At 62.6% G+C, this 22,835-nt stretch carries 22 protein-coding genes; 5 read left to right on the forward strand and 17 right to left on the reverse strand.

Going from position 1 to position 22,835, the window contains the following annotated elements:
- Window positions 1-41: 41 nt before the first annotated feature.
- Genes ON058_RS06935 through ON058_RS06960 form a run of 6 tightly spaced genes read right to left on the reverse strand, consistent with a single transcriptional unit; the run spans window position 42 to window position 4,920 of the window.
- Window positions 42-788 carry a pseudouridine synthase gene (locus tag ON058_RS06935; RefSeq protein ID WP_274668294.1) on the reverse strand — a complete coding sequence of 249 codons (747 nt, stop codon included), beginning with the start codon at window positions 786-788 and terminating at the stop codon, window positions 42-44.
- Complete coding sequence (gene scpB, locus ON058_RS06940) at window positions 785-1,333, reverse strand: SMC-Scp complex subunit ScpB (protein ID WP_274668295.1); 549 nt, start codon at window positions 1,331-1,333, stop codon at window positions 785-787. The genes ON058_RS06935 and scpB overlap by 4 nt, the downstream gene beginning before the upstream one ends.
- Window positions 1,330-2,181 (reverse strand): ScpA family protein, encoded by an 852-nt coding sequence (locus ON058_RS06945; RefSeq protein ID WP_274668296.1) that lies wholly within the window; start codon window positions 2,179-2,181, stop codon window positions 1,330-1,332. The genes scpB and ON058_RS06945 overlap by 4 nt, the downstream gene beginning before the upstream one ends.
- A 5-nt stretch (window positions 2,182-2,186) precedes the next feature.
- Window positions 2,187-3,002, reverse strand: coding sequence for a ParA family protein (locus ON058_RS06950; protein WP_274668297.1), 816 nt, complete (start codon window positions 3,000-3,002; stop codon window positions 2,187-2,189).
- A gap of 29 nt (window positions 3,003-3,031) precedes the next feature.
- Window positions 3,032-3,958, reverse strand: coding sequence for a site-specific tyrosine recombinase XerD (gene xerD / locus ON058_RS06955; protein WP_274668421.1), 927 nt, complete (start codon window positions 3,956-3,958; stop codon window positions 3,032-3,034).
- The gene (locus ON058_RS06960; RefSeq protein ID WP_274668298.1) at window positions 3,955-4,920 is read right to left on the reverse strand and encodes a heme o synthase; all 966 of its coding nucleotides are present in this window, start codon (window positions 4,918-4,920) and stop codon (window positions 3,955-3,957) included. The genes xerD and ON058_RS06960 overlap by 4 nt, the downstream gene beginning before the upstream one ends.
- 155 nt (window positions 4,921-5,075) lie before the next feature.
- Here ON058_RS06960 and tkt point away from each other — a divergent pair, with 155 nt between their 5' ends.
- The 4 genes from tkt to pgl are packed head-to-tail and all read left to right on the forward strand — an operon-like array spanning window position 5,076 to window position 10,342.
- The gene (gene tkt / locus ON058_RS06965; RefSeq protein WP_274668299.1) at window positions 5,076-7,148 is read left to right on the forward strand and encodes a transketolase; all 2,073 of its coding nucleotides are present in this window, start codon (window positions 5,076-5,078) and stop codon (window positions 7,146-7,148) included.
- 51 nt (window positions 7,149-7,199) lie between these two features.
- Window positions 7,200-8,705, forward strand: a complete 1,506-nt coding sequence (gene zwf, locus ON058_RS06970; protein WP_274668300.1) for a glucose-6-phosphate dehydrogenase — start codon at window positions 7,200-7,202, stop codon at window positions 8,703-8,705.
- Window positions 8,702-9,616, forward strand: coding sequence for a glucose-6-phosphate dehydrogenase assembly protein OpcA (locus ON058_RS06975; RefSeq protein WP_274668301.1), 915 nt, complete (start codon window positions 8,702-8,704; stop codon window positions 9,614-9,616). The genes zwf and ON058_RS06975 overlap by 4 nt, the downstream gene beginning before the upstream one ends.
- Before the next feature lie 15 nt (window positions 9,617-9,631).
- Window positions 9,632-10,342, forward strand: coding sequence for a 6-phosphogluconolactonase (pgl, locus tag ON058_RS06980; protein ID WP_274668302.1), 711 nt, complete (start codon window positions 9,632-9,634; stop codon window positions 10,340-10,342).
- Between the two features lie 44 nt (window positions 10,343-10,386).
- Here the strand turns inward: pgl and ON058_RS06985 are convergent, their stop codons facing one another.
- The 11 genes from ON058_RS06985 to uvrA form a co-directional block, all read right to left on the reverse strand.
- Window positions 10,387-10,614, reverse strand: a complete 228-nt coding sequence (locus ON058_RS06985) for an Rdx family protein (RefSeq protein ID WP_274668303.1) — start codon at window positions 10,612-10,614, stop codon at window positions 10,387-10,389.
- 182 nt (window positions 10,615-10,796) lie between these two features.
- Window positions 10,797-11,168, reverse strand: a complete 372-nt coding sequence (locus ON058_RS06990; RefSeq protein WP_274668304.1) for an RNA polymerase-binding protein RbpA — start codon at window positions 11,166-11,168, stop codon at window positions 10,797-10,799.
- Window positions 11,169-11,186: 18 nt separating this feature from the next.
- A complete protein-coding gene (gene secG, locus ON058_RS06995) occupies window positions 11,187-11,432 on the reverse strand; it encodes a preprotein translocase subunit SecG (RefSeq protein WP_274668305.1) in 246 nt (81 codons plus the stop codon).
- 82 nt (window positions 11,433-11,514) lie between these two features.
- Window positions 11,515-12,306, reverse strand: coding sequence for a triose-phosphate isomerase (tpiA, locus tag ON058_RS07000; RefSeq protein ID WP_274668306.1), 792 nt, complete (start codon window positions 12,304-12,306; stop codon window positions 11,515-11,517).
- A 3-nt stretch (window positions 12,307-12,309) separates the two neighbouring features.
- On the reverse strand, window positions 12,310-13,500 hold the full coding sequence (pgk, locus tag ON058_RS07005) for a phosphoglycerate kinase (protein WP_274668307.1): 1,191 nt from the start codon (window positions 13,498-13,500) through the stop codon (window positions 12,310-12,312).
- Window positions 13,501-13,590: 90 nt separating this feature from the next.
- A complete protein-coding gene (gene gap, locus ON058_RS07010) occupies window positions 13,591-14,586 on the reverse strand; it encodes a type I glyceraldehyde-3-phosphate dehydrogenase (protein WP_274668308.1) in 996 nt (331 codons plus the stop codon).
- 160 nt (window positions 14,587-14,746) lie between these two features.
- Window positions 14,747-15,730, reverse strand: a complete 984-nt coding sequence (gene whiA / locus ON058_RS07015) for a DNA-binding protein WhiA (RefSeq protein ID WP_274668309.1) — start codon at window positions 15,728-15,730, stop codon at window positions 14,747-14,749.
- 4 nt (window positions 15,731-15,734) lie between these two features.
- Complete coding sequence (gene yvcK, locus ON058_RS07020) at window positions 15,735-16,697, reverse strand: uridine diphosphate-N-acetylglucosamine-binding protein YvcK (RefSeq protein ID WP_274668310.1); 963 nt, start codon at window positions 16,695-16,697, stop codon at window positions 15,735-15,737.
- Window positions 16,694-17,611 carry an RNase adapter RapZ gene (gene rapZ / locus ON058_RS07025; protein ID WP_274668311.1) on the reverse strand — a complete coding sequence of 306 codons (918 nt, stop codon included), beginning with the start codon at window positions 17,609-17,611 and terminating at the stop codon, window positions 16,694-16,696. The genes yvcK and rapZ overlap by 4 nt, the downstream gene beginning before the upstream one ends.
- Window positions 17,608-19,491 carry an excinuclease ABC subunit UvrC gene (uvrC, locus tag ON058_RS07030; RefSeq protein ID WP_274668312.1) on the reverse strand — a complete coding sequence of 628 codons (1,884 nt, stop codon included), beginning with the start codon at window positions 19,489-19,491 and terminating at the stop codon, window positions 17,608-17,610. Before uvrC ends, rapZ begins: the two co-directional genes overlap by 4 nt.
- A 43-nt stretch (window positions 19,492-19,534) precedes the next feature.
- A complete protein-coding gene (gene uvrA / locus ON058_RS07035) occupies window positions 19,535-22,378 on the reverse strand; it encodes an excinuclease ABC subunit UvrA (RefSeq protein WP_274668313.1) in 2,844 nt (947 codons plus the stop codon).
- A gap of 119 nt (window positions 22,379-22,497) precedes the next feature.
- Between uvrA and ON058_RS07040 the strand changes: the two genes are divergently transcribed.
- The gene (locus ON058_RS07040) at window positions 22,498-22,791 is read left to right on the forward strand and encodes a YciI family protein (RefSeq protein WP_274668314.1); all 294 of its coding nucleotides are present in this window, start codon (window positions 22,498-22,500) and stop codon (window positions 22,789-22,791) included.
- Window positions 22,792-22,835: the final 44 nt, after the last annotated feature.

The raw sequence follows: 22,835 nt of genomic DNA on the forward strand, positions 1-22,835 counted from the left end.
CTATCGGCGTTGCTCTACCAGTCCGCGACTAGACGCAGGCCTCAGAGTCCAGCCTCGTTCATGAGCGCGCCCATCTCCTCACGGTTCAACTGACGCGCCACGCCCGGAGCAAGGGTCCCCAAAGGAATCGGCCCAAACTGCGTGCGCACCAGTTCCTCCACTGGATGGCCGACCTTGTCGAACATGCGGCGCACGATGCGATTGCGGCCTTCGTGCAGCACCACTTCTACCAACGAGTGGTCCTTGGCCACATCGAGCACCTGGCACGACGCTACCCGGACTGGACCGTCATCCAAGTCGACTCCGGCACGCAGGACGGTTCCGATGGACTTAGCGACGCGTCCCGTCACTTTCGCGACGTATGTCTTCGAAACGCCGTGGGTCGGATGCGCGAGACGGTTCGCGAGGTCGCCGTCATTCGTCAGCAGCAAGACACCCGTCGTTTCCGCGTCCAAGCGGCCCACGTGGAAGAGCCGAACGTCGTACTCCTTCACAAACTGGCGCAAGTCAGGGCGCCCCTGCTCATCGTGCATCGATGAGACGACGCCCTTGGGCTTGTTCAGCACGACGGTGATGGCGCTGTCATCGACACAGATGCGCTTGCCCTTCACCTCAATGACCACCTCGTCGGGGTTGACGCGCACCCCCAGCTGGTCGACGATCTGGCCATCGACCTTCACGAGACCGCGCTCGATGAGGACCTCACACTTGCGGCGAGATCCCACGCCCGCTGACGCGAGCACCTTCTGAAGCCGCACCCCTTCGGGGCGGTGTACTTCAAGGCTCATCGGTCATTTTCTCCATCTACATCGGCCAGTTCAGGAAGGTACGGTGCCAAGGGCGGCAACTCTTCAAGGCTGGCGAGACCCATACGCTCAAGGAACTCCGTGCTCGTGCCGTATTGCACGGCACCGCCGACTTCGCCCACTTCCGTCACGAGTCCACGCGCACTCAACGTCTTCATCACTGAGTCAACGTTAACCCCACGCACCTGTGACACCTGTCCACGGGTCACCGGCTGACGGTACGCCACGACCGCAAGCGTCTCCAACGCCGCCTGCGACAACCGCGCAGACTGCCCCTCGACAACAAAGGCACCGACTGCGTCGGCGAACAGGCGCGAGGAGTACACACGCCAACGACCTTCGACTTCACGCAACTCAAAGCCACGCGGATTCTCTGGATTGGCGTACTCATCACGCAAAGCGTGAAGCGCAGTGACGATCTCTTGTTCCGGAACGTCGAGCGCTACGGCGATGTCCGCGGCCGGAACAGGCTCGTCCACGACCATCAGGATCGCTTCGATTGCACCGTGCACGTGTGCGTCAGTCATCCGTGAGACGCCCCTTCCACTGAAGCTGATTGCCTGGAGTCTGCATCTTCATCAAACTCGTCGGACACCTCGACTCCGTCCTCGCCGCCGGTCCAACGAATCGTGAGTTCGCCAAGCGAGCGTACTTGATCGAATGCGATGACAGCCTGCCGGAACAACTCAAGTAATGCGAGGAACCTCGCCACGACCACATTGACGTGACCGGCGTCCGCGACCAGCGCGCGAAACGTCATCGCTGAGTCACGCTGCAAACGGGAAGTCACCAAAGCCGCCTGCTCCCGAACACTGACGGCCGGAGCGTGGAGGTGGTCGACGTTGACTCCGAACGACTCTGCCTTGGGTTGCAATGCGTGGGCCGCCAACCGCGCCAGTTGTTCCGGCGTCACGTGCCACACCAGTTCCGGAAGAAGCATCGCGAACTGTGGTTCTAGTGGAACGTCTCGCGGCACGCGTCGAGGTTGAGCGAGCGCCTGTGCAAACGTGCCGGCCATCTGCTTGAAGGCTCGGTACTGCAGGAGCCGCGCAAAGAGCAGGTCCCTGGCTTCGAGAAGCTCAAGATCCTCAATGTCGTCTACCTCACCCTGAGGCAGCAGCCGCGCCGCCTTCAGGTCCAGCAAAGTCGCCGCCACCACCAGGAACTCGGATGCCTGGGACAAGTCCCACTCCGCTTCATGCGCGGCAATGGTCGCCAGGAACTCGTCCGTGACCCGTGCGAGCGCCACCTCAGTGATCTCCATCTCATGCTTGGAAATCAGTGACAGCAACAGGTCGAACGGGCCGGTGAAGTTATCGAGGTGAACCTCGAACCCACGAGGCTCACCGTCCGCGGTCAGCGCGTCGGTGGTCACCGCACTTAGGCGACGGCCCCGCGCGAAATCAGTTCGCGCGCCAGTTCGCGGTACGCCTCTGCGCCCGCATGCTGCGGAGCGAAGGTCGTAATGGGTTCCGCCGCGACGGAGGCATCCGGGAACTTCACCGTACGGTGAATCATCGTTTGCGTGACCTGGTCGCCGAACGCGCCACGCACGCTCTCCACGACCTCCTGCGAGTGCAGCGTGCGTCCGTCATACATCGTGGGAATGATGGCGTCGACGGTCAGGCGCGGGTTAAGCCGGTCCTGGACCTTGGTGATGGTGTCAATAAGCAGAGCAACACCGCGCATCGCAAAGTACTCGCACGCAAGCGGGATCACGACGCCGTGCGCTGCGACCAAAGCATTGACCGTCAACAGTCCCAACGACGGCTGGCAGTCAATCAGGATGACGTCATAGTCATCTTCGAGGCCACGAAGCGCCCGGTCCAACGTGGACTCACGCGCCACTTCACCGACCAGCTGCACCTCTGCGGCCGACAAGTCGATGTTCGCCGGCAACAGGTGCAAGTTGTCGACCCCAGTGGAACGGATCGCGTCGCGGGGATCAAACGACGTCTTCATGAGCAAGTCATAGACAGTGAGATCTGCTTCATTGGGGTTGATCCCCAGCCCGGCTGAGGCAGCGCCCTGCGGGTCGAAGTCGACGACCAGAACTTTGCGCCCATACTCCGCGAGTGACGCAGCAAGATTCACGGAGGTCGTCGTCTTGCCCACACCACCCTTCTGGTTACACAAGGCCACCACACGCGCAGGGCCGTGGCCGGAAAGGGGCTCGGGCACGGGGAAGTCAGTCACGCGTTCACCTTACCGTCGCATCGGCTCGCTCAACTGAGGGCACGCGGGTGGAACGTGGTGTAAACCTCACGCAAGGTGTCCTGCGTGACGGCGGTATAGATCTGAGTGGTCGTGACAGACGCATGACCCAGGAGTTCCTGCACCACACGGACATCCGCGCCACCGGTCAACAGGTGCGTAGCGAACGAATGGCGCAAGGTGTGTGGCGAAACGTCCGGGATCCCCGCACGTTCTGCCGCCGCCCGCAGGATCGTCCAGGCGCTCTGACGCGACAGGCGTCCTCCCCTAGCGTTCAAGAACAGGGCCGATGTGCCACGCCCGGCCTGGGCAAGCGGACTACGCGCGCGGACCACATACGCGTCGAGCGCCTCAACCGCGTATCCACCAATGGGCACTACACGCTCCTTGTTGCCCTTTCCTCGCAAAACGACAGCTTCCGCTCCTGCCTCAAGTGCGAGGTCATCGACATCAAGGCCGATCGCCTCCGAGATACGAGCACCTGTCGCATAGACCACTTCCAGGAGCGCGCGGTCGCGAAGCGCCGCAGCGCCATCTCCGACCGATGCGACCTCCAGGATCGCTTCAACCTGCGCCGTCGACAGAGCTTTGGGAAGGCGCTGTGGCACCGCACGCGGCTTCACGAGGCGCGACGGGTCATCAGTAGTCCACCCCTCTGCGAGAGCAAAGCGATGCCATCCACGGACGGCAACGACGGTTCTGCTTGCCGAGGCGGGCGCCAACGCGGCACGCTCAGGAGTGCCAGCGGACAACTCCTGGGCAAACTCCTCGACGTCGCTTCTGACGACACGGGCCAACGAGTCCACGTCGCGTTGGCGCAGGAAGTCCTCATAGCGCCGCATGTCTCGGCGATACGCCGCCAACGTGTTTTTGCTGAGCCCGCGCTCGACCGCGATATGGGCAAGATAGCCCTCGCGTTGGTCGGCTAGATCGCTCAGAACAACCCCACCGTCAAAGAGTCCGGAAGAAACGGATCCACCAGCACAGCCGCAAACACGACCGTGAGGTACGTGATCGAATCATGGAACAAGCGCATCTCACGCAGCTTCTTTTCCTCGCGTTGAGCCCGGTTGTACAGGCGGACGCAACCGACCGTAAACCACACACCCGCACCCAGGGCCACTCCTGCGTACACCCACGTCATGCCGGCAACGGGAACCAGCAACAGACTGCACGCCACCATCGCGACCGCATATGCGACCATCTCCACCGCTACACGGCGCGTCGTCGCGACGACAGGGAGCATCGGCACATCAGCGTTGGCGTAGTCCCGGCGGAACTTCATTGATAGCGGCCAGTAGTGAGGCGGAGTCCAGAAGAAGATCACTCCGAACAGCAACACAGGCGCCCACGAGATGCTCTGCGTGACCGCTGCCCAGCCAATCAGGACAGGCATGCACCCCGCCATACCGCCCCAGACGATGTTCTGGGCAGTACGACGCTTGAGGATCATGGTGTAGCCCACGGCGTACCCGAGAATGGCGAGTACCGAGAGCACCGCCGCGAGCGGAGAGCCCACGACAAACCAGAACCACAACGTCGACACCACTGCGAGCGTCCACCCGAACACGAGCGCTTCGCGCCCGGTGACGGCTCCGGTCACCAAGGGGCGACCCTTGGTCCGCTTCATGATCGCGTCAATGTCGCGGTCGATGTACATATTGAAGGTGTTCGCCGACCCGGCGGACAAGGCGCCGCCCACGAGCGTGGTGAGGACCAGCCATCCCGAAGGCCACCCGTCCGCCGCGAGAATCATCGTCGGGATCGTGGTGACCAGAAGTAGCTCAATGATGCGAGGCTTCGTCAGCGCCACAAAAGCGCCGGCGCGCGCACGTGCGGCCGCCCATGGTGAGGGAGGGGTTACGGGGGCGTCAGGACGCGCGGGACTAGCCGTCGACATGACCACAATGCTACCTGGGCGGCAGCGCACGCAGTCCCACCGTGGTCGCCAGCACCTCGCCGGGCGTCGCGCGCCGGGCCTGCCGAGGTGTCAGAAGGAAACTCTGGACCGGTAGGCTGGCCCCGACATCACCACACAATTCTGGGGAGAAATCTGTGACCGTCAACTGGAATGACGCTGACCACCGCGCCGTCGACACCCTCCGTGTGCTCGCCGCCGACGCTGTCGAAAAGGTCGGCAACGGCCACCCCGGCACTGCGATCTCGCTCGCACCTGCTGCCTACTTGCTTTTCCAGAACGTGATGCGTCACGACCCCTCTGACTCGTCCTGGATGGGGCGCGACCGCTTCGTGCTGTCGGCAGGCCACTCGTCCCTCACGCTGTACCTCCAACTGTTCGCCTCCGGCTACGACCTGGACCTCGACGACATCAAGGCGCTGCGAACCTGGGGTTCGCGCACCCCCGGACACCCCGAATACGGCCACACCGATGGTGTCGAGACCACCACCGGGCCGCTGGGTCAGGGCGTCGCGACTGCCGTCGGTATGGCGATGGGAGCCCGTCGCGAGCGAGGCCTGTTTGACCCTGAAGCCGCCCCCGGCACCAGCCCCTTCGATCACTTCGTCTATGTGATCGCCTCCGACGGTGACCTCCAAGAAGGCGTCTCGGCTGAGGCGTCGTCGCTTGCCGGCACCCAGGAACTTGGCAACCTCATCGTCATTTGGGACGACAACAACATCTCGATCGAAGACGACACCGACGTTGCCTTCACTGAAGATGTCATCGCGCGTTACGCAGCCTACGGCTGGGACACCCACCACGTTGCCTGGAAGCAGGCCGGACAGGAGTACGTCGAGGACATCGACGCGCTCGCTGCCGCCATCGACGCAGCGAAGGCGGAGACCTCCAAGCCCTCCTTCATCGCGCTTTCGACCATCATTGGATGGCCGTCCCCCAACAAGCAGGACACGGGTGGAATCCACGGTTCCAAGCTGGGCGCCGACGAGCTCAAGGGCCTCAAGGAAGCCCTCGGCTTCGACCCCGAGAAGTCCTTCGACGTTGACCCCCAGGTGCTTGACCACGCACTGCAGGCCCGTACGCGCGGCCAGCAGGCCCACTCTGAATGGAATGCCGACTTCAGCCGCTGGGAGGCGGAAAACCCCGAGCGCGCAGCGCTTCTTCAGCGGCTGCGTTCGCGCGAGCTGCCCGCCGGGTGGCAAGAGTCCCTGCCCGTGTTCGAGCCCGGAGCCGCTGTCGCCACGCGCGCAGCATCCGGAGCAGTGCTGAACTCTTTGGCTGCAACGCTGCCCGAACTTTGGGGTGGCTCTGCGGACCTTGCAGGTTCGAACAACACGACGATGAAGGGCGAGCCTTCGTTCCTTCCCGAGCGCCGTTCCACCGACGCGTTCAGCGGCAACATCTACGGCCGCACGCTTCACTTTGGTATTCGCGAGCACGCCATGGGCGCGATCCTCAACGGCATCACGCTCCACGGACAGACTCGCGTCTACGGTGGTACGTTCCTGCAGTTTGCTGACTACATGCGTCCCGCGGTACGCCTCGCGGCACTCATGCAGATTCCCTCAACCTTCGTGTGGACCCACGACTCGATCGGTCTTGGCGAGGACGGACCTACCCACCAGCCCATCGAGCACCTTGCAGCGCTGCGCGCCATTCCCGGCTTGGACGTGGTTCGTCCCGCAGATGCCAACGAGACCGCTCAGGCATGGCGCGGAATCCTCGAACGTCACGACCGTCCCGCGGGCATCATCTTGACCCGCCAGGGTGTGCCTACCTTCGACCGCTCCACCGTCGCGTCTGCAGAAGGCGTGCTGCGCGGAGGTTACGTCCTGTCTGACGTCGACGGCACGCCCGATGTGCTGCTGGTCGGTACCGGCTCCGAGGTCCAGTACGCCCTCGCCGCTCAGGAACTGCTCGCGCAGGACGGCATCAAGGCACGAGTGATCTCCATGCCTTGCCGCGAATGGTTCAACGAGCAGGATGACGAGTACCGCTCCGCTGTTCTTCCTTCCGAGGTGAAGGCTCGCGTCGTGATCGAGGCTGGCATCGCCCAGTCCTGGTATGACCTTGCCGGCGACGCTGGCCGCATCATCTCGATCGAGCACTACGGCGCATCCGCAGACGCCAACCTGCTGTTCGAGAAGTACGGCTTCACCGCTCAGAACGTCGCCGACAAGGCGCGTGAGTCCCTGAACGCGGTGAAGTAACTCACCCGTCGTCCCCGACACTGACGGAAGGCACTACAAGTGGCCAATCCTTTGAGCGACCCCCGTGACCGCCGGCTCCCCCGCATTGCAGGCTCATGCGGCCTGGTGATGTTCGGCGTCACGGGTGACCTTGCCCGCAAGAAGCTCATGCCTGCGGTCTACGACCTTGCTAACCGCGGCCTGTTGCCGCCCGCGTTCGCGCTGACAGGCTTCGCAAGGCGCGAGTGGGACAGGCAAGACTTCGAGCAGGTGGTTTACGAGTCCGTCAAGAAGCACGCCCGCACGCCGTTCCGCGAGGAAACCTGGCAGCAGCTCTCCGAGGGGATTCGGTTCGTTCAGGGCACCTTCGACGACCCCGATTCCTTCCGACGCTTGCGCGAGACCGTCGAGGAACTCGATGCCAAGCGCGGCACCGGTGGCAACCATGCGTTCTACCTCTCCATTCCGCCGTCGGCATTCCCTCAGGTACTGACTCAGTTGCGCACCTCAGGGTTGTCTGACAGCAAAGACGGAGCATGGCGCCGTGTCGTCATCGAGAAGCCCTTTGGTCAGGACCTCAAGACCGCCAACGAACTCGACGCCGTGGTATCGGAGGTCTTCCCCCCAGACTCGGTGTTCCGCATCGACCACTACCTGGGCAAAGAAACCGTTCAGAATCTCCTGGCGCTGCGCTTCGCGAACCAGCTCTTTGAGCCCATCTGGAACTCCCAATACGTGGACCACGTCCAGATCACCATGGCCGAGGACATCGGAATTGGATCCCGTGCCGGGTACTACGACGGCATCGGACAGGCACGCGACGTCATCCAGAACCACCTCCTCCAACTGTTCGCATTGACCGCAATGGAAGAACCCGCGACGTTCGACGCCAACGACTTGCGCGATGAGAAGGAGAAAGTTCTCCGGGCGGCCCGGGTCCCCGCGGACCTGAACGCCAACACTGCTCGTGGCCAGTACGCCTCGGGTTGGCGCGGCGGCGAACAGGTTGGCGGGTACTTGGACGAAGACGGTATTCCCACGGACTCCATTACCGAAACGTACGCCGCCATTCGCCTCGATGTGCCCAACCGTCGTTGGGCCGGAACGCCGTTCTACCTGCGTGCAGGCAAGCGCCTGGGACGACGGGTGACTGAGATCGCGCTGGTCTTCAAGAAGGCGCCCTCGCCCTACTTCCAGGAAGTGGAAGGCGCAGACGCAGGAAACAATGCGCTCGTGATTCGAGTCCAGCCCGATGAAGGCGTGACCTTGCGGTTCGGGTCCAAGGTTCCTGGATCGCAGATGGAAGTGCGCGACGTCACGATGGACTTTGGGTACGGCAACGCCTTTACCGAGTCGTCGCCCGAAGCCTACGAACGCCTCATCCTCGACGTGTTGTTGGGCGACCCCCCGCTCTTCCCCCGCCAGGAGGAAGTTGCTCTGTCCTGGAAGCTCCTCGATCCCGTCATCGAACACTGGGGCACCCAGGGACAGCCGGAGGCTTACCGCTCCGGCACCTGGGGTCCTGCCAGTGCTGACGCCATGATGGCCAAGGATGGACGTACCTGGAGGCGCCCGTGATTATCACTCTTCCCCAGACCACCACGTCAGAGATCAACAAGCGTCTGGTACAGGCGCGTAAGGACTTTGGTGTCATCACCCTTGGTCGCGTGATGACACTCGTCATCGACGCAACGGGCACCGACGTCGAAGACGTGATCTCCACGGCTAACGTGGCCTCGCGCGAGCACCCCTGCCGCATCATCGTCATCGCACCACACGATGGTGCCGACGACTGCCTCGACGCCGAACTACGAGTAGGCGGAGACGCGGGCGCCTCTGAGGTGGTCGTGCTCCACCCTTCGACCGTGCAAGCGGAGCACGCCGATACCCTCGTGATCCCGCTTCTTCTGCCGGATGTTCCCATCGTGGCCTGGTGGCCCGGAGAGGTTCCTGCGAATGCCAGTGGCACCGGTATCGGTCGGATGGCTTCCCGCCGCATCACCGATACCAAGGACGCAGTCGAACCGGGTGCCGTCCTGCGAAGCCTCGCAGCGCACTATCAACCTGGGGACACGGACCTCGCCTGGACGCGACTGACGCGATGGCGCGCACTGCTCGCGTCTGCCCTTGAGCAGGTCAACGACCAGCGAGTTTCTAAGGCGCGCCTTCACGGCGACGTAGGAAGCCCCTCGATCCTGTTGCTGGGGTCGTGGCTAACAAAGAACTTGGGTTGCGAGTACGAAGCTACTTACGACGCCGACGCGACTGGCTTGCTCTCGATCATCTTGGAGACAGACTCGGGCGAGATCTCCATCTCACGCCCAGATGCGCTCAACGCGATCCTCGCGCAACCGGGGCAGCCAGACCACGCACTCGCACTTCCGCCACGCACCTTGGGTGACTGCCTTGCAGAAGAGCTGCGTCGCCTCGATGACGACCCTGTGTACGGCGAGGCACTCGCACAGTACGCACTCACCAGCAGCAAGTAGAGAAAGTTCAGTTTCATGCGCCAGGTCGTTGTGTACTCCGATCCCACTGCACTGTCCGAAGCCACCGCAGCACGGCTGCTTCTTCAGATCGGTGACGCCCTCGCCACGCGGGGGCGCGCAGACATCGTCCTCACCGGTGGAACCGTAGGGATCGCTGTACTCGCCGACGCTGCTGTGTCCGGCCTGGCTTCTGCAGTTGACTGGACCTCGGTACATGTGTGGTGGGGCGATGAACGGTTCGTTCCCACCGGGCACGCCGATCGCAATGAGGGGCAGGCCCAGCAGGCGCTCCTGCACACACTCCCCCTCCCCGAAGACAACATCCACAGGATGGGGTCGTCGGACGACTTCGCTACCGCCGAAGAGGCCGCCGCGGCCTACGCTGCAACCATTGACGCGCAGGGCACGCCCGCCTGGGACGTGCTCCTGCTCGGGCTGGGACCGGATGCCCACGTGGCGTCATTGTTCCCCGGACACCCGGTTTTCCGGGACTCCGATAGCGAGACACACGCGGTGCACAACTCCCCCAAGCCGCCTCCGTCCCGCGTCACCCTTGGCCTTCCCAGCATCAACCGTGCGCGTGAGGTCTGGGTTGTGGCAGCCGGCGAGGGAAAGGCGGATGCAGTCGCCGACAGCCTGCGACGCAACGGCGTTCCTGGCGGTGCGGTCGACGGTACCGAACGTACCTTGTGGCTGCTCGACGCTCCTGCTGCCACAAAGATTTAGGGAGGCCGCACCTGACGGTGCGACCTCCCTTCGAGCAACGTACGCTACTGCAGCTTCGCCTTCACGGCTTCCACGACCTGAGTGATGTCGAAGTCAGCGGGCTTCGAATAGATCTCGACGCCGTCAGCAGCAATCGTGAACACTCCCTTGTCCCCCGTCACCAGAGCCACAGACTCGAGCGCGCCACCAAAAGTCGACAGCAAGGTCCGCTGAGCATCGATAGCGCGCTCAAGGTAACCGCACGGGACACAGTAGGTAATGTCAATCTTCACGTTTCCTCCATCGTTGTCACGTTTGTGGTTCCATCCTTCCAGACTTCATCAGAGGAACGGTCAACGCGTGCGGAATGCAAGACTCGACGATGCCGTTCGCCAAGGATCCACCTGAACACAAGAACGGGCCTGCTTCCTCTCAACAGAGGAAGCAGGCCCGTTCTTGACAGAAGTCGAGGAACTCAGTCCGCGGTCACAACAGTGCCGCGTCGAGCACGCAAGGTGGACAAAGCCTCGTTCAGCAGCTCTTCGCCTTCCTCATCCGTACGCCGCTCCTTCACATAAGCAAGGTGGGTCTTGTACGGTTCGGTGCGCATAGGCTCCGGGGGGTTCTGCTGGTCAAGCCCGGCGGGAAGGCCGCACTTGGGGCAGTCCCACTCCATCGGAATCTCTGGAGTGTCGTTCTCATCTCCCAAGGCGAAAGACGGGGACGTGACGTGGCCCCGAGCACAGAAATACTGCACGACCTGACGCGGCGCAGACTCGCCGCGCTCAGCCTCCCCAAGTGGGCCAGCGCCTACGCGCGACCCTCGAATGGCATTGCCGCCTGCCATGTTCCCCTCCTACAGCTATTAAATTGCGAACCTGGAAATCAGTCCTAGGAGCACGATGCAACTCACCCATACGCCGGAGACAATCCAGGTGATACGGGTCAAGTTTCGTTCACCAACCGCGGAGGACTGGACACCGGAAGCGAACCCACCACCGAACATGTCGGTGATACCGCCGCCGCGTCCACGGTGGATCAGCACCAGGCCAATGATGATCAGGCTCGTGAGTACCAGTAGCACCCACAGCGCGGTCTCAAGAATATCCACAGTTCTCCTCAAACGCGTTCAGGACGGACACCAGGATACGCGACTTACGCGCACCTGATGCCCGCCCTGAATGAAATGTCGCTTATGCGCCAACCTGGTGCGAACGGAAGCGTGCGATCTTCGAGAACTCCTCGGGATCGAGGCTTGCGCCACCCACCAAACCACCGTCGACGTCTGGCTCCGCCATGAGCTGAGCAATCGAGCTCGACTTCACGGAACCGCCGTACAACACGCGGACACCATCGGCGAGTTCAGCGTCGTACAGCTCTGCAAGACGACCGCGGATAGCTGCACAGACTTCCTGCGCGTCAGCGGGAGTTGCCACTTCACCGGTACCGATGGCCCAGACGGGTTCGTACGCGATGACAACGTCCTTCGCACGCTCAGCCGGGAGACCGTTCAGCGCGCCGTCCACCTGCGCGAGGGTGTACTCGACGTGAGTGCCTTCCTTGCGGATGTCGAGGCCTTCGCCCACGCAGACGATCGGCACGATGCCGTTGTCGAAGGCGGCAACCGTCTTCGCTGCCACAACCTCGTCGGTCTCGCCGTGGTACTGGCGACGCTCCGAGTGACCAACTGCAACGTAGTCGCAGCCCAGCTTGCTCAGCATCGTGCCGGAAACCTCACCGGTGTAAGCACCGGAGACGTGCTGCGAGATGTCCTGCGCACCGTACTTCAGCTGAAGCTGGTCAGCGTCCACGAGGGTCTGCACGGAGCGAATCGACGTGAACGGGACCAGGACGGCAACCTCAACATCGTCGAAGTCGTGCTTGGCGTCGCGCAGCAGCCACGCGAGCTTCTGTGCGGTGTGAGTCGCCTCGAGGTGGTCGAGGTTCATCTTCCAGTTGCCAGCAATAAGCGGGGTACGTGCCATGGTTTAGTCCTCCAGTACGGCCAGGCCCGGAAGGACCTTGCCCTCAAGCAGTTCGAGCGACGCGCCGCCGCCCGTGGAAATGTGGCTGAAGCCGCCCTCGTCGTAACCCAGACGACGGACTGCCGCGGCAGAGTCTCCACCGCCCACGACGGAGAAACCATCTGCGTCGATCATGGCCTGCGCGACCCCACGCGTGCCGCCTTCGAACGCCTCGAACTCGAACACACCCATGGGGCCGTTCCACACGATCGTCTTGGCGTCTGCGATCTTCGAAGCAAACAGAGCAGCGGACTCGGGGCCGATGTCCAGTCCCATCCATCCCTCGGGGATCGCGTCAGCAGCGACAGTCTTGTGTTCTGCGTCCGCAGCGAACTTGTCCGCAACCTCGATGTCAGTGGGGAGAACAATCTCCACACCGTTCTCTTCAGCCGTAGCCAAGTAGCCCTTGACGGTATCGATCTGGTCTTGCTCAAGCAGCGACGAGCCCACCGAGTAACCCTTGGCAGCAAGGAAAGTGAACACCATTCCGCCACCGATCAGCAGGCGGTCAGCCTTGGTGAGGAGGTTACCGATCACTCCGAGCTTGTCCGACACCTTCGAACCACCCAGCACAACGGCGTAGGGGCGCTCGGGGTTGGTGGTGGCGCGCGACAGCGACTCCACCTCCTTCTGGACAAGGAGACCGGCGGCAGCCGGAAGAATCTGAGCCACGTCGTACACCGAGGCCTGCTTGCGGTGCACAACACCGAAGCCGTCCGAGACGAACACGTCGGCGAAAGCCGCAAGCTCCTTGGCAAGCTCTGCGCGCTCCTCGTCGACCTTGGAGGTCTCGCGCTTGTCGTAACGCACGTTCTCCAGCATCGCGACCTGGCCCGACTCCAAGGCCGCAACGGTCTCCTTGGCAGAATCGCCAACGAGGTCCTTAGCCAGGGTCACAGGGCGGCCCAGCACCTCAGCGAGACGTGCTGCGGCGGGTGCCAGCGAATACTCGGGCTTGGGCTCGCCACCGGGGCGGCCCAGGTGGGCGGTGACGATCACGGCGGCGCCGGCGTCAAGAAGCTTCTGAATGGTAGGAACCGACGCGCGTACGCGGCCGTCGTCCGTAATCGTGGTGCCATCAAGCGGGACGTTGAGGTCTGAGCGAACCAGCACCTTCTTGCCCGTGAGGTCTCCCAGGCTGTCAATGGTCTTCATGAGGGTCTCCTTACACACTGCTGGTCACATGGCAACGCCCGCACACGCAGCGCGTGCGCGGGCGTTACCACGATCTGAATCTTGCGAGGCTTAGAGCTTCTCGCCAACGAAGACGGTGAGGTCCACGAGGCGGTTCGAGTAGCCCCACTCGTTGTCGTACCAGGACACAACCTTGACCTGGTCGCCGATCACCTTGGTGAGGCCAGCGTCGAAGATCGACGAAGCCGGGTGGGTCTCGATGTCCTTCGAGACGATCGGGTCTTCGGTGTACTCGAGGAAGCGGCCGTCGGCTGCCTTCTTGACGATCTCGTTGATCTCCTCAACGGAGGTCTCACGCGATGCGGTGAAGGTCAGGTCGGTTGCCGAACCGGTCGGGGTGGGAACGCGGAGTGCGTAGCCGTCCAGCTTGCCCTTGAGCTGCGGGAGAACCAGGGCAACAGCCTTGGCAGCACCGGTCGAGGTAGGAACGATGTTCAGTGCAGCGGCGCGTGCACGACGCAGGTCCTTGTGAGGAGCGTCCTGCAGGTTCTGGTCAGCGGTGTACGCGTGGACCGTGGTCATCAGACCCTTCTCGATGCCGATGCCCTCATCAAGTGCCTTGGCGAGAGGTGCGAGGCAGTTGGTGGTGCACGAAGCGTTCGAGATGATGTGGTGGTTCGCGGGGTCGTAGTCCTCGTGGTTCACACCCATGACGAAGGTAGCGTCTTCGTTCTTCGCGGGAGCGGAGATGATGACCTTCTTAGCACCAGCGTCGATGTGAGCCTTGGCCTTGGTGGCGTCCACGAAGAAACCGGTGGACTCGATGACGATGTCAGCGCCCAGGTCTGCCCACTTGAGGTTCGCGGGGTCGCGCTCAGCGGAAGCTGCGAAGGTCTTGCCACCAACAGTGATGGTGTCTTCGGTGTGCGAAACCTCGCCGTCCAGGCGACCCAGGATGGAGTCGTACTTGAGGAGGTGCGCGAGGGTGGCGTTGTCGGTGAGGTCGTTGATGCCGACAACCTCGATGTCCGCGCCGGAAGCGAGAATCGCGCGGAAGTAGTTGCGTCCGATGCGGCCGAAGCCGTTGATTCCGACCTTAATGGTCACAGTAATTCTCCTCGGCTTGCGCCGACCAACGTCGGCGCGGTTGTGTGTGGAATGTTGCGCACCTCGACGTGCGCCTTGAAGGCCTCGCGTTTCCTTGAGGCACTACTGTCACCCTACACCGATGGACCAAGTCGCCACACGACGAAAGTCCTGGTGAAGGTTAGTCCATGTCCAAAATCTCCTGGGAGATCCCGGCTTCAGTATCTGGTATGCCGAGCTCGCCGGCACGCTTGTCCGCGGTGGCAAGCAAACGTCGAATACGGCCCGCGATTGCATCCTTGGTGAGAGGGGGTGTTGCCATCTTGCCTAGTTCCTCGAGCGATGCATCGCGATGTGCAAGTCGCAAGCTGCCGGCTTCGCTCAGATGCTCGGGCACTTCCTCACCGAGAATCTCGAAAGCTCGTTGGACGCGTGCGCTTGCCGCGACGGCCGCCTGGGCGCTCCGGCGCAGGTTCGCATCGTCAAAGTTGGCGAGCCGGTTTGCTGTGCCACGAACCTCTCGACGAGTGCGCTTCTCTTCCCACTGAAGGACAGAGTCGTGGGCACCCAACCGGGTCAGCAACTCCGAGATGGCTTCTCCGTCACGGATCACCACGCGGTCAACCCCGCGCACCTCTCGCGACTTTGCAGTAATCCCCAGCCGGCGAGCCGCACCCACCAGAGCGAGCGCAGCTTCAGGGCCGGGTGAGGTGACTTCAAGCGCGGATGAGCGTCCTGGCTCGGTCAGGGAGCCGTGCGCCAAGAAAGCGCCACGCCATGCCGCCACGGTGTCGCCGACCGCTCCCCCCACCACCTGGGGAGGAAGGCCGCGCACGGGACGACCACGATGATCCAGCAGTCCCGTCTGGCGAGCGAGAGATTCCCCCTCCTTCACGACGCGGACGACGTAGCGGTTGCCTTTTCGCAGGCCGCCGCCAGATACGACAATGACTTCGCTCGCCAAGCCATAAACCTCGTGCACGAAGCCGCGAAGGCGTCGCGCTGCAGCAGCGGTATCCAACTCTGCCTCGATGACGATTCGGCCACTCACGATGTGAAGTCCACCGGCGAACCTCAACATGGTCGCCACTTCTGCCTTGCGAGCCGAGGTCTTTTCGACCGCTAGCCGCGCCAACTCATCCTTCACCTGTGCCGTCAAAGCCATGGGGTTATCCTGCCATCGTCGAGCTGGGCCCGCGGACCCCGAGCTCCCATTCCGCAATGATTCGCGCGAAAACACGCCGCAAAGCCGCAGGGTCGTGCGCGAACACCTCGTCGCCAGCGGTGAGCGGTGCGACGCGCAACGCCACTCCCCACGTGTCGAGCTCCGACCTCAAGTCAAGGTCATCGCCGTGGGCGCTTTCTACCAACGCTACGGCGGGTTGGAAGTCGGGGGCAGCGTCACGCAGCGCACGCACCTCATCGGCCCTTCCTAGGCCTTCCATCTCCCGGTCGCTATCCCCCACGTTCAACACCAGGATGCACTTGTGCGCATTGGCGACCAGAGCATCGGCCACTGGCGCCACCGCAAAGTGCGTCATCACACTGGTGTGCCAACTGCCGGGACCCAACACGATGACGTCTGCCGCGCTGATCGCGGCCAGTGTCTCGTCCGGGACGTGCGGTTGCGCGGGTTCAAGTGAGAGCGACACGACAGTGCCAGCGGTGGTAGCGACCGCCGCCTGCCCCTGGATCTCCTTACGCCCCTCGGGGCCGTCGATGACCGCACGCACGGTCAGCGGCTCGTCTGCAAGTGGTAGCACCCGCCCTTGCGCTTGGAGGAGCGATGCCACCAAGTCGAGACCGCCCACCACGTCGCCGTCGCGATCCCACAATGCAGCAATGAGCAGGTTGCCCACTGCATGCCCGTCGAGTGGGCCATCGGTAGTGAAACGCCACTGCAGCACATCACGCCAGGTGCGGCCCCACTCCGAGTCAGCACACAATGCGCTCAACGCCATGCGGAGATCTCCAGGCGGAACAATGCCCATCTCGGACCTCAAGCGACCCGATGAGCCACCATCATCAGCAACCGTCACGATCGCGGTGAGATCCGAAGTCAACTCCCTGAGGGCCGTAAGCGAGTTGTAGAGTCCGTGCCCGCCTCCCAACGCGACGATCGCGGCCGTCATACCTGGGGCCGATCCCGGTGCGTCACGCGGACTGCGTGACCAGCGTCAGTCAACCGTAGCCCCAAGGCTTCGGCCACGGCCACCGAACGATGTTTGCCGCCCGTACACCCGATCGCGACTGTCACGGACACACGATCATGGGCGCGGTACTGCTGCAGGACATCCGAAATCAGCGTCGCGTACGACGACACAAAGGCCTCCGCCCCTGGGTCCGCGAACACAGCTTGTTTCACAGCATCGTCAAGCCCCGTGAGGTCACGCAGCGCGGGATCCCAATGGGGGTTGGGTAGGAACCGCACATCGGCCACGAAATCTGCGTCGGTGGGAATGCCGTTCTTGAAACCAAAAGACATCACGTTGACGTGCAGTTCGGGCGTCCGGTCAGCGAGCCGGTTGCCAATGATCTGACGCAAGTCGTGAACGCTCAGCCGCGATGTGTCGACCACAAAGTCGGCGTCCTCACGCAACGGTTGGACGATCTCGCGCTCCCGATGAATCCCCTCAAGCAAGGTCCCTTCGCCTTGCAACGGGTGGGGTCGCCGTGCCTCTTCAAAGCGACGCACCAACGTCGCATCGTCAGCGTCGAGGAACACAAGCCTCACGGACGTACCACGAACCTCGAGGTCGTCCACCACAGACTCGAGGTCCCCAAAGAACGGACCTCCACGAGCATCCACCACAGCAGCGAGACGCTGAGCGTCACCCCGCACCATGAGCGTTGTCACCAACTCGCCGAGCATGTGGGGCGGCAAGTTGTCGACGACGTACCAGCCCAGGTCTCCCAGCACACCTGCGGCTCTGGTACGTCCAGCCCCGGACATACCGGTGAGTACCAACACCTCTCCCCCGTCTCCCGAATGCAAGTTCACCCGGGGTATGCCGGAGGGGTACGTCGGCGGGAAGGAATCCGTCATGACTCTAGGATGCCACCGGAACCATGCAACGCCTCATGCACGACATGTGCGGTGTGATGCCCCACCCCAGGTACCAGCGCGATCTGCTCCACCGAAGCTTCCTTAAGCCGCGCGACAGAACCAAAGTGACGGAGGAGGGATTTGGCGCGCGCAGGGCCGATGCCAGGAAGAGTGTCGAGGTCAGAGGCCGTCATCGCTTTGGCGCGTTTGCGGCGGTGGTGCTTGATGGCGAAGCGGTGCGCCTCATCGCGAACACGTTGAAGCAAATAGAGCGCCTCCGATCCGCGCGGAAGAATCACAGGGAACGGATCACCGGGGATCCATACCTCTTCCAGCCGCTTGGCTAGGCCGACCAACTCGACGTCCGTGATTCCCATCCGGTCGAGCACCGCCTTGGCAGCGTTGACCTGAGGAAGCCCGCCATCGACCACGACGAGCTGCGGCGGATACGCAAACTTGGCGCTCTCACGTTCTTCTGGAGGAAGTTCCGACTCTTCCAAGTACCGCGTGAACCGACGCCGCAACACCTCATCCATCGCTGCCGTGTCGTCAACGGCATCCGCGATGCCGAACTGTCGGTACTCCTTCTTCCGCGGAAGCGCATCCTCAAACACCACCATCGAGCCAACCTGATTGGTGCCTTGGGTGTGAGAGATGTCGTAGCACTCGATTCGCAGCGGAGCTTGCTGTAGCCCCAAGTGTTCCTGCAACTCCTGGAGCGCCGCTGAGCGTGTCGTCAAATCGGAGGAACGCTTCAGACGATGCTGTTTCAACACCTGCTCCGCGTTGGAGTGCCCGGTAAGCGCCAGTTCAGCCTTCTTTCCACGCTGCGGCACTCGCACACTGACACGTCCGGACCTCTGCCCCGACAACACGTCACGTAGTGCATCAGCCGCCGCCGGCATCACCGGGACCAAGATTTCTGGCGGAATCTCTTCCGGAGCCACCGCGCCATACGCCTCCTGGACAAGCTGCAACACCATGGAGGCAGGGTCAAGCGGCTCTGGCTTGTCGACGACCCAGCCACGCTCGCCCGTGATCCGACCGTCGCGAACGTGAAAGACGTGCGCTGCGGCCTCCATCTCGTCGTCGACCAGACTGAAGATGTCGACATCGCTGCCGGCGTCGAGCACTACTGCGTTGCGGTCCAGTACGGCGTTGAGCGCACGAATACGGTCCCGGGCACGCGCAGCAGCCTCAAAGTCCTCTCGCTCCGCTGCGGCCGTCATCGATTCGGTGAGTGACCGCATCAGTGGCTTGGCGTGCCCACTCAGCACGTCGCAGACATCTTCGGCAAGAGCGCGGTGATCTTGCTCGGAAATCTTCCCCACACACGGTGCCGCGCACTTGTCGATGTATCCCAACAGGCAGGGCCTGCCTTGTCGCTCAGCTTTGCGGAAGACTGCCGGCGCACACGACCGCATCGGCATGGCAGTGAGCAACGTATCCACCGTTTCTCGGATCGCCCAGGCCTTCGCGTACGGCCCGAAGTAGCGGACTCCTTTGCGGCGCTCGCCACGCATGACCTGAATCCGCGGAAACTTTTCATTCATCGACACCGCGAGATACGGATAGGACTTGTCATCCTTGAACACCACATTGAATCGGGGGTCGTACTCCTTGATCCACGTGTGTTCAAGGATCAACGCCTCGGCTTCCGAACGCACCACAGTCCATTCCACGGAGGCGGCCGTGGTCACCATCATGCGAGTGCGCGGGTGTAGTTGCGACAGATCTTGGAAGTAGTTGGCAAGGCGCGCACGCAGACTCTTGGCCTTGCCTACGTAGACGACTCGTCCGTGCGGGTCACGGAAGCGGTACACCCCCGGCTTGGCTGGAATAGTGCCGGGCGCGGGGCGGTAGCTCGCTGGGTCAGTCACAGCGCAGTCTTACAGTCGCGACGCGTCACCACCGCCCCGGTGGTCATGAAGCAACCTCAAGCTCTCCCAAGAGCTCTTTGAGGAAGCGTCCGGTATGGCTGTCCGGGTGGGCCGCGACGTCTTCAGGCGAGCCTTCCGCCACCACCATGCCACCGCCAGAGCCACCTTCAGGCCCCATGTCGATCACCCAATCCGATGACTTGATGACATCGAGGTTGTGTTCGATCACGATGACGCTATTGCCCTTGTCGACTAGCCCCTGTAGCACCGCGAGGAGCTTCCGCACGTCCTCGAAGTGCAAGCCGGTGGTGGGCTCGTCAAGCACATAGATAGTCTTGCCCGTCGACCGGCGCTGGAGTTCAGATGCAAGCTTCACACGTTGCGCCTCTCCACCGGACAATGTGGGCGCAGGCTGGCCAAGTCGCACGTACCCCAACCCCACCTCGACAAGTGTTTTCAGGTGCCGGGAAATCGCCGGAATGGCCTCGAAGAACTCTGCAGCCTCCACGATAGGCATGTCGAGTACTTCAGCAACGTTCTTGCCTTTGAAGTGAACTTCAAGCGTCTCGCGGTTGTACCGCGCCCCCTTGCATACTTCGCATGGCACGTACACGTCGGGCAGGAAGTTCATCTCAATACGCAAGGTGCCATCACCAGAGCACGACTCGCAACGACCGCCCTTGACGTTGAAGGAGAAACGTCCCGGACCGTAGCCGCGGACCTTGGCTTCGTTCGTGTCCGCGAAGAGTTTGCGGATCTTGTCCCATACCCCTGTATATGTTGCCGGGTTGGATCGCGGGGTCCGCCCAATGGGCCCTTGGTCAACGTGGACGATCTTGTCCAGTTGGTCCACGCCAAGGATCCGGGTGTGCCGGCCCGGCACCTGCCGAGCCCGGTTGAGTTGATTTGCGAGCGCGGTGTACAAGATCGAGTTGACCAGTGTCGACTTGCCCGAGCCAGAGACGCCTGTCACCGACGTCAACACGCCCAAGGGGAAGGTCACATCGATGTCTTGGAGATTGTTCTCCTTTGCCCCTACCACCGTGATTTCCCGAGCCCGCGTGGTCTCGCGACGGCTCGCCGGCACCTCAATCGAGCGGCGGCCTGCAACGTAGGCTCCGGTCAGCGAGCGGTCATTCGCCAGCAACGCATCGACGTTGCCTGAGTGCACCACCTCGCCACCATGCTCGCCAGCCCCTGGGCCGATGTCGACGACCCAGTCTGCGGCCCGAATGGTGTCTTCGTCGTGCTCCACCACGATGAGCGTGTTGCCCAAGTCGCGCAAGCGCGTCAGGGTGTCAATCAGGCGCCGATTGTCGCGCTGGTGCAAGCCGATGCTGGGCTCGTCGAGGACATACAGGACCCCCACGAGTCCACTACCGATCTGGGTCGCGAGCCTGATGCGTTGGGCCTCGCCTCCGGACAGTGTTCCTGCAGCACGGGCAAGAGTCAGGTAGTCGAGTCCCACATCGAGCAGGAAGCCCAGCCGTGCATCGATCTCCTTCAATACTTGGACCGCGATCTGGCGCCCGCGCTCGTCAAGCTCCGCCTGCTGCAGAAAAGTCCGCGCCTGCGCAATGGACAGTTCACACACCTCGGCGATGGACTTACCGCCGATGCTGACGGCCAGTACTTCAGGCTTGAGCCGGGTTCCGCCACATTTGTGGCATGGAACCTCTCGCATATAGGCCTCGTACTTTTCGCGTGACCAGTCGGACTCAGTCTGACCGTGCAGGCGCTCGATCCATGACAGGACCCCCTCGAAACCGGTCGTGTACTGGCGTTCGCGACCAAACCGGTTGCGGAAGGAGACATGGACTTCATAGTCCTTGCCCACGAGCAACGCTTCCTGGACCTTCTCCGGAAGAGTGTTCCACGGCGCATCCATGGAGAATCCCAAATCTGCGGCCAGGGACTTGAGCATACGGCCGTAGTACTCGGACGAGGTGTTACTCCAAGGATGGATCGCTCCCCCGTTGAGGCTCAGCTCGGGATCGGGAATCACCAGTCCCGGATCGACCTCAAGCCGGACGCCGATGCCTGTGCACTCAGGGCACGCACCGTAAGGGGCGTTGAAGGAGAACGTTCGCGGTTCGATCTCCTCAAGAGTCAGGGGGTGGTCATTCGGGCATGCCCGCTTTTCGCTGTAGCGTCGGGCGGGTTCTTCGCTGTCGACGGGCTCAATGATGACCAAACCTTCAGCGATCCGCAGCGCAGTCTCGACGGAGTCGGTCAACCGCTGCCGAACTCCATCCCTTGAGACAAGGCGGTCCACCACCACTTCAATGTGGTGCTTGATGTTCTTTTCAAGCGTGGGAGGTTCCGTGAGTTGCACAACCTCGCCGTCTACTCGGGCACGAGCAAACCCCTGTTGTTGGAGTTCCTCAAACAGATCCACGTATTCGCCCTTGCGTCCCCTCACCACGGGCGCCAGTACTTGGTAGCGCGTTCCCTCCGGCAGCCCAAGTGCGGAGTCGACAATCTGCTGAGGTGTCTGAGCCTGAATGAGTTCGCCACACTTGGGGCAATGAGGCGTGCCCACGCGCGCAAACAGAAGTCGCAGGTAGTCGTAGACCTCGGTGATCGTCCCCACCGTTGATCGCGGGTTCCTGTTCGTGGACTTCTGGTCAATAGAGACGGCCGGCGAGAGCCCCTCGATGAAGTCGACGTCCGGCTTGTCCATCTGCCCCAGGAACTGGCGAGCATATGCGCTCAAGGACTCCACATAGCGCCGCTGCCCCTCGGCGAAGATGGTGTCGAATGCCAACGACGACTTTCCCGAGCCACTCAGACCCGAAAAGACGATCAACGCATCTCGAGGAAGGTCGAGATCCACGCCCTTGAGATTATGTTCACGGGCACCACGGACAAAAAGTCGGTCATTCACACAGACATGCTACGCGCCCCGGCGTTCGAACGCATGTTCGACTGCGCGTGTCGCGGTGATCGGTGGAGTGCGGGACCTGTTCCTCTCGCGCTCGGGAAAAGGCCTGGAACACTAGGCCCATGACTACATGGATGATTGAGTACGTTTACGACGACAACGCTGCTGGGCGCGACGCGCACCGCCCTGAGCACCGCGCCTACCTCGCGAGCCTCGCCGCGGATAACAAGATGCCCGCATACGGACGGTTCACGGATGACGGCCCCGCAGGTGCCCTCCTGATCGCGCAGGCAGAAACTCAGGCAGAAGTGGAATCGATGATCGCGTCAGACCCCTTCAGCCGTCACGGCCTGATCGACTCCTACCGCATCCGCGAATGGCCGGCTGTATGGGCTGCGCCGCAGGTGACCCAGTAGCGGACGCCGAACTCGCCACCATCGTCCGACAATTGCGCGAGGGG

Source organism: Demequina sp. B12 (assembly GCF_028823635.1).
In the GTDB taxonomy this organism is placed as follows: domain Bacteria; phylum Actinomycetota; class Actinomycetes; order Actinomycetales; family Demequinaceae; genus Demequina.

What these genes read in the sequence shown, in the direction of transcription:
- ON058_RS06935 (WP_274668294.1), bottom strand. Translation starts at nt 788, where the DNA reads ATGAGCCTTGAAGTACACCGCCCCGAAGGGGTGCGGCTTCAGAAGGTG.
- scpB (WP_274668295.1), bottom strand. Translation starts at nt 1,333, where the DNA reads ATGACTGACGCACACGTGCACGGTGCAATCGAAGCGATCCTGATGGTC.
- ON058_RS06960 (WP_274668298.1), bottom strand. Translation starts at nt 4,920, where the DNA reads ATGTCGACGGCTAGTCCCGCGCGTCCTGACGCCCCCGTAACCCCTCCC.
- pgl (WP_274668302.1), top strand. Translation starts at nt 9,632, where the DNA reads ATGCGCCAGGTCGTTGTGTACTCCGATCCCACTGCACTGTCCGAAGCC.
- ON058_RS06990 (WP_274668304.1), bottom strand. Translation starts at nt 11,168, where the DNA reads ATGGCAGGCGGCAATGCCATTCGAGGGTCGCGCGTAGGCGCTGGCCCA.
- tpiA (WP_274668306.1), bottom strand. Translation starts at nt 12,306, where the DNA reads ATGGCACGTACCCCGCTTATTGCTGGCAACTGGAAGATGAACCTCGAC.
- pgk (WP_274668307.1), bottom strand. Translation starts at nt 13,500, where the DNA reads ATGAAGACCATTGACAGCCTGGGAGACCTCACGGGCAAGAAGGTGCTG.
- whiA (WP_274668309.1), bottom strand. Translation starts at nt 15,730, where the DNA reads ATGGCTTTGACGGCACAGGTGAAGGATGAGTTGGCGCGGCTAGCGGTC.
- yvcK (WP_274668310.1), bottom strand. Translation starts at nt 16,697, where the DNA reads ATGACGGCCGCGATCGTCGCGTTGGGAGGCGGGCACGGACTCTACAAC.
- rapZ (WP_274668311.1), bottom strand. Translation starts at nt 17,611, where the DNA reads ATGACGGATTCCTTCCCGCCGACGTACCCCTCCGGCATACCCCGGGTG.
- ON058_RS07040 (WP_274668314.1), top strand. Translation starts at nt 22,498, where the DNA reads ATGACTACATGGATGATTGAGTACGTTTACGACGACAACGCTGCTGGG.